Below are 5926 nucleotides of genomic sequence, written 5' to 3' on the forward strand. Positions count from 1 at the left end.
AGGAATCTTTTGGGTGTATTGATTTTTCCTGCGTTTTGGAACCATTCAGGATGAGATACCATTGCTAAAATGAAATTACAAGTTTCTTTTTCAGTTTCCATGCCAATTATGTTTGCAAAACTTATATTGTTTACTATATCATCATTTGTTTCTTTACGACGTTGGGATACTAAAGGATGTGCACTAAATTTAGTAGGGGGGTTTATTGGCATCATATTGTTCCATTTGTTTTTGATATTCTTTAAATTTTTGTTGTTTGTATTGATGATATAAGTTATATGAAAAATAAATTGTTAAAGTGGTTGTTAAAATAAATAATAAAGTGCCAATAAAAATTTTAAAAAAGTTTTCTTTACTTTTAGTTAATAGGTTCATATTTGTATTCCTTTTGGATTTTATAAAAATATTAAAGGGTACAAAAATACTTAATAAAAAGATTTTATAATTTTAATTATTTATTATTCATATCACGAAAAAAAGCCATCGGATCATTTTGTAATTTATCAAGATCTTGATCATCAAAGTGTTGCATTTGCTTAGCTAATTTTTTTTGTTGTTCTAAAAGGGTAATTAGCTTGTTAACATCACTTAATTGATTACCAGAACCTTTGGCAATTCTTTGTCTACGCCTACCGCTCAAAGCAATTAATTGAGGATTTTTCTTTTCTTGTTTAGTCATACTTTGAATTAAAACTTCAAATTTATTAAATCCATCATCACCTAAACTGGCAGAAAGTTGTTTCATCTTACCACCTAATCCAGGAATAAAACTTAACAATTTGCTGACAGAACCGATTTTTTTTAATGTTTTTAATTGTTTTTGAAAATCATAATAATTATAACTATCATCAAATAATTTTTCCATCATTTGTTTACTTTGATGAGGATCAATTTTATCGGTAACTGTCTCAATTAAAGTTAAAATATCTCCCATTCCTAAAAGACGAGATGCCATTCTATCAGGATTAAAGGGATCTAAACTGTCAATTGTCTCTGAAGAAGAAACAAATTTTAAAGGCAGATCTGTCATTGCTCTTACTGATAAAGCAGCTCCTCCTTTAGTATCTGCATCCATTTTGGTCAAAATAACTCCAGTTGCTCCTACTTGATTATGAAACGACTGAGCAATATTAGCAGATTGTTGTCCTGAAAGACAATCCACAACTAACAAAATTTCTGAAGGATTGGCTTTGGCTTTAATTTGTTGCAATTCTTGCATCATTGTCTCATCAATATCAAGGCGCCCCGCAGTATCAATAATTACTGCATCATATCCTTCTTGCAAAGCATGTTTTAATCCTGCATCTACAATATCTAAAACAGCAGTGTCAGGTTTAGAAAAAACATCAATGTTGATTTGTTTACCAATAACTTTTAATTGTTCTACTGCTCCTGGACGATAAATATCACAAGCTACAAGCAAAACTTTTTTACTATTTTTTTTACGCAACCAAAGAGCTAATTTTCCTACAGTAGTCGTTTTACCGCTTCCTTGCAACCCAATTAACATTAAAGTATCCAAATTACAATTAGGCTTAAAAGTAAGATCTGCACGAGTAGAACCCAAAATTTGAATTAGGGTTTCGTTTACGATTTTAATAATATGTTCTTTGGGGTTCAGCCCTTTTAAAACTTCTTGTTTCAAAGTCTTTTTTTCAATAATTTCATTAAACTTATCAATAACTTGTAAATGAACATCAGCTTCTACCAAAGAAACTTTAATATCTTGCATAATGTTTTGAATGTCTTGTTGTTCTAGGATTTTTTTTCCTCTAATTTTGTTAATAACTTTTTGTAAGCCTTCGCCTAATATACTCATATTTTTATCTCCTTTTTGATGTTGTGAAATTTGTTTTTGTGGGGTTTAATTTTTTGTTGGGGCAATGTTTTTTAAATATTTTTGAATTCGTTATTTTTGATATAATAATTTTTATGTTTTTTTGTGTTTGTTTTTCGTTATTTGTTATTTGTTATTTTTTCTTTATAATTAGCAATTATAAAATATCTTCAGAAGTAAAAAAAGCTTCAAATAAATTAAAAAGATAATTTTTAACATCAAAAGTAATTAAATCTTGGGATTTTTCGCCTACACCAATATATTTAGTGGGCAAATTGTATAAATATTTAATTGCAAAAACAATCCCTCCTTTGGAAGTGCCGTCAAGCTTGGTTAAAATGGCTCCTGAAAGTGGAGTTGCTTGATTGAACAAATCAACTTGATTAATAGCATTTTGCCCTGTAGTAGCATCCAAAACTAAAAAAGTTTGTAAATTGGAGGCGGGCAAATGTTTGCAAATAACACGATTAATTTTGGATAATTCTTGCATTAAATTAGTTTTGTTTTGTAATCTTCCAGCAGTATCACACAAAATAATATCATAATTTTGACTTTTAGCAAGTTCGATGCCTTCAAAAATAACACTCGCAGGATGAGCTGGCAAAGGCTTGCAAAAAACTTCAACACCTACTCTTTTTGCCCAAATTTGGAGTTGTTCTACTGCACCTGCACGAAAAGTATCAGCAGCAATCAATAATACTTTTTTGCCTTCTTGTTTCAATGCTTCAGCCATTTTTCCAATAGTAGTTGTTTTTCCTACTCCGTTAACTCCTGTAAACAAATACATTTGAGGCAAGTTATTTTGAGATTGAAAAGTGTCTTTGGGATTTGTTGAATTGGAATATTGATTTTGTTTTTCTTGTTCTTTCGGACTTTCTAATATGCCTTTCATACCTTTCATATTTTGATACAAATCAAACATTTTAGAAACAACAACAGAAGGAAGCTTTTGAGGATTTTTAATTTGAAATTGATTAATTTCATCTTTGATAGCTTGCATCAAAAAAAGAGTGGTTTTAGTACCAAAATCAGCTTGAATTAACAAACTTTCTAATGCTTGTAATAGGGTTTTTTCGATATTGTTAGATTGTTTCAAAAGAGTTTGAAAATCTAGAAAACTAGCTTTGGTTTTTTTAAGACCTAGTTGATATTTATCATTATTTTTATTTTTAAAAAATTTACTTTTCAACCATTTAAACATTTATAAACTCTCCTTTTTGAAAGTAATTAAGGTATCAAAATAAAAAACTTATACCCAATTATTATAACTAAAATACTTGCTTTTTGATTGAGTTTTTTAGGGTTTGGGGATTTTGTTATCATAAAATATTTAAGGATAAATTAAAAAAACCAAAACAAACAATAAAAATAATTTTATTATAACCCCAATTAACAAATTTTATTTCAAATTCCAAAATTGACTAATTACAATATTATAAATAATAATTACAACATTATAAATAATAAATACTTCATAAAAACAAAAAAACAGAAATTAAAAATTAATTCCTGTTCTAAATTTATAAATAATATTAATTATTAATCCTCCTTTTTACAAAAGTTCCATAAAGCTTTAATAAGAGGCCAAAAAACTAACAGACATAAAGCAAAAGCCATAGATGCTTCATATTTTTTATCTACTTGTTTTTCAATAATATAATCAAAGACAACTAAAGCTCCTGCAATATAAACAGACGCCCATGAAATAAATAGACTTACAAATAGGAGCCCTAACATAAAATAAGGGTCAAATAAGGATGAAAGTTGACTTAATTGCGAAACTGATGCCAACCAAAAGAAAGCAACCCCACAAAATAAAACAACATAAAACATAGTAATTACAAAGAAATTAAAAACTACAAAAGCAAATTTATTAATTAATTGTTGATTATTTTGTTTTTTAAACTTTTTATAATAAAGCAAAGTAGTAATTGCAAAATTACTAACAATAATAAAAAGAAAAGAAAGGATAATAATAAAAAATAAATGGTTAAGTAATGGTGGTAATTCAACTCCAGTTTGAGTTGCTTTTTTTAAATTAAGTTTTAAATAAGTATCTACCAAACCTGAAAGCATTCCTACAAAAGTGCCAAAAGTCCAAAGACAAATAGGAGCACTAAATTTAGAAATACCAAAAACAAAACAAGATAATAAAGCTGTAATAATAAAGACAATTAAAGGAAATGGTAAATATTTAAATACATTGGAATTAGTCATTTCGTCTTTGTTGGTATAAAAACTTAATTCATAATAACTCATCGCATAAGACACAAGAAAGGACTAAAAATAAAATAGTTGTCCCAATCCATAATGAAGTTTTTTGCATAATATTTTTATGCGTTATTCTATTTTGAACTAAAACCTCAGGTTTTGATTGAGTATTTTGGTTAATTTCTTGTTTAATACTATTTAATAAAAACATATTTTTCACCTCTTTATTAATTTATATTAATTTATGAACTTAAAAATATTTATCTTTATTAAAGCTTTCAAACACTAATTATAATCAAAAACTCTAAACTTATTATATAACTAAAATAGTTAATTACAAATAATAAAGATAATTTTAATTACTTTATTACAACATTTAATTATTTACTATTAAAAAGGGATTCTATAACAATTCTAATGCCAATTTCTATTAAGGCCTCAATAATAGGCCATAAAACTAATAAAGACAAGGAAAGAGCCATAACCGGATTCATATTTGTGATCTACTTGTTTTTCAATAATATAATCAAAGACAAACAATGAACTTGCAATATAAACTGATGTCCATGAAATTGATAAACTTGTAATTAAAAGAGCTAAAAGAACATAAAGATTAAATAAATGTTTCATTTTATCTAATTGCCCAACTAATGCAAGCCAAATAAAAGTTATTCCATACATAAAAACAACATAAAAGAGGGTAATTACAAAGAAATTAAAAACTACAAAAGCAAATTTATGAATTAATTTTTGGTCGTTTTGTTTTTTAAACTTTTTATAATAAAGTAAAATACTAATTGCAAAATTACTCATCAAAATAAAAATAAACGAAAGCAACATAGTTAGGCATAAATGTTTATGTATTAGTAATTTATCAGTCAAATCGAATGTATGTGATATATTCAAACGAACATCTAAATAACCCATAAACATCCCTAAAAATATCCCCAAAGCAATAAGACAAACAGGAGCTGTTAATCGTGCTATACTTGAAGAAAAACAAGCAAATACAAAAGCAATAATACTTATAATAGCAGTCAGATACAAATATTTAAAAATAATTGTTTTTTTTATTTCACCTAAATTTGGGCAAAAAACTAATTCATGCCATACAACTGAATAAGAAAGTGCCAAAAATAAAAGCATTAAACTAATCCATAATAAAGTTTTTTGAATAACTCTTTTATGGTTTGCTCTAAGATAAACTGCAACCGAACTTAATTTTTTATTATCTTTAATTTTTTCTTTAAGATTATCTAATAAAAAAATGTTATTTCAACTCTTTATTAATTGAATTATCAAATTAAATTTGTTAAAGTTCTAAAGCCTCTAACTTAAATATAATAAAAGACTTTGTGCCTTTATTATAACTCAAATATTTAATTAGTAGTTAATTTAATATGATAAATATTAATAAAATAGCAAATAACAAAACTATTTATCTACTATTAATTATAATATAACATAAAAACTATATTACAATTCAACATTTATATTAAAAAATATTAATTTATTATTCATCATAATACAATTAAAATTAACTATGTAAAACTCTAAAAACTTAAACATTAAATTGCTACATAACAAAAAAACCAACTTTTAAGTTGGTCTCCTTATTATTTTATTATTTACTATTAATATTGTATTATTTGTATTAATATTTATTTACTTATATTATTACTTATATTATTACTTATATTAACTACGATATTGCAAATCTAATAATTTTTGATATAATCTTTTTTCTTCTAAACTTAATTGGTTAGGAGTTTTAATATGAACAACAACATACTGATCACCTTTACGATAAGAAGAATTAAGATGTGCAACTCCTTTATTTTTCATTCTTAATTTATTGCATGATTGAATCCCTGCAGG

At 25.8% G+C, this 5926-nt stretch carries 8 protein-coding genes; all 8 read right to left on the reverse strand.

Annotated features, from left to right (window positions below; translation table 11 throughout):
• Positions 1-212, reverse strand: a 212-nt coding sequence (locus OYV_RS02910) for a hypothetical protein (protein ID WP_042068199.1), incomplete at its 3' end; no start/stop codon positions are given.
• On the reverse strand, positions 190-375 hold the full coding sequence (locus OYV_RS02915; RefSeq protein WP_041624869.1) for a hypothetical protein: 186 nt from the start codon (positions 373-375) through the stop codon (positions 190-192). The genes OYV_RS02910 and OYV_RS02915, both read right to left, overlap by 23 nt.
• Positions 376-451: 76 nt before the next feature.
• The gene (gene ffh / locus OYV_RS02920; protein ID WP_042068201.1) at positions 452-1819 is read right to left on the reverse strand and encodes a signal recognition particle protein; all 1368 of its coding nucleotides are present in this window, start codon (positions 1817-1819) and stop codon (positions 452-454) included.
• Positions 1820-1994: 175 nt separating this feature from the next.
• A complete protein-coding gene (gene ftsY, locus OYV_RS02925; RefSeq protein ID WP_011161023.1) occupies positions 1995-3038 on the reverse strand; it encodes a signal recognition particle-docking protein FtsY in 1044 nt (347 codons plus the stop codon).
• Between the two features lie 338 nt (positions 3039-3376).
• Complete coding sequence (locus OYV_RS02930; RefSeq protein ID WP_042068202.1) at positions 3377-4096, reverse strand: hypothetical protein; 720 nt, start codon at positions 4094-4096, stop codon at positions 3377-3379.
• Entirely contained in the window at positions 4083-4259 is a 177-nt protein-coding gene (locus OYV_RS05080) for a hypothetical protein (protein WP_172642361.1), read from the reverse strand. The genes OYV_RS02930 and OYV_RS05080 overlap by 14 nt, the downstream gene beginning before the upstream one ends.
• A 227-nt stretch (positions 4260-4486) precedes the next feature.
• Positions 4487-5194, reverse strand: a complete 708-nt coding sequence (locus OYV_RS02935; protein WP_042068203.1) for a hypothetical protein — start codon at positions 5192-5194, stop codon at positions 4487-4489.
• Between the two features lie 552 nt (positions 5195-5746).
• The coding region (locus OYV_RS04685; RefSeq protein WP_334199043.1) for a DnaJ C-terminal domain-containing protein at positions 5747-5926 on the reverse strand (180 nt) is incomplete at its 5' end.

This window comes from 'Chrysanthemum coronarium' phytoplasma, assembly GCF_000744065.1.
Classification (GTDB): Bacteria; Bacillota_I; Bacilli_A; order Acholeplasmatales; family Acholeplasmataceae; genus Phytoplasma; species Phytoplasma asteris.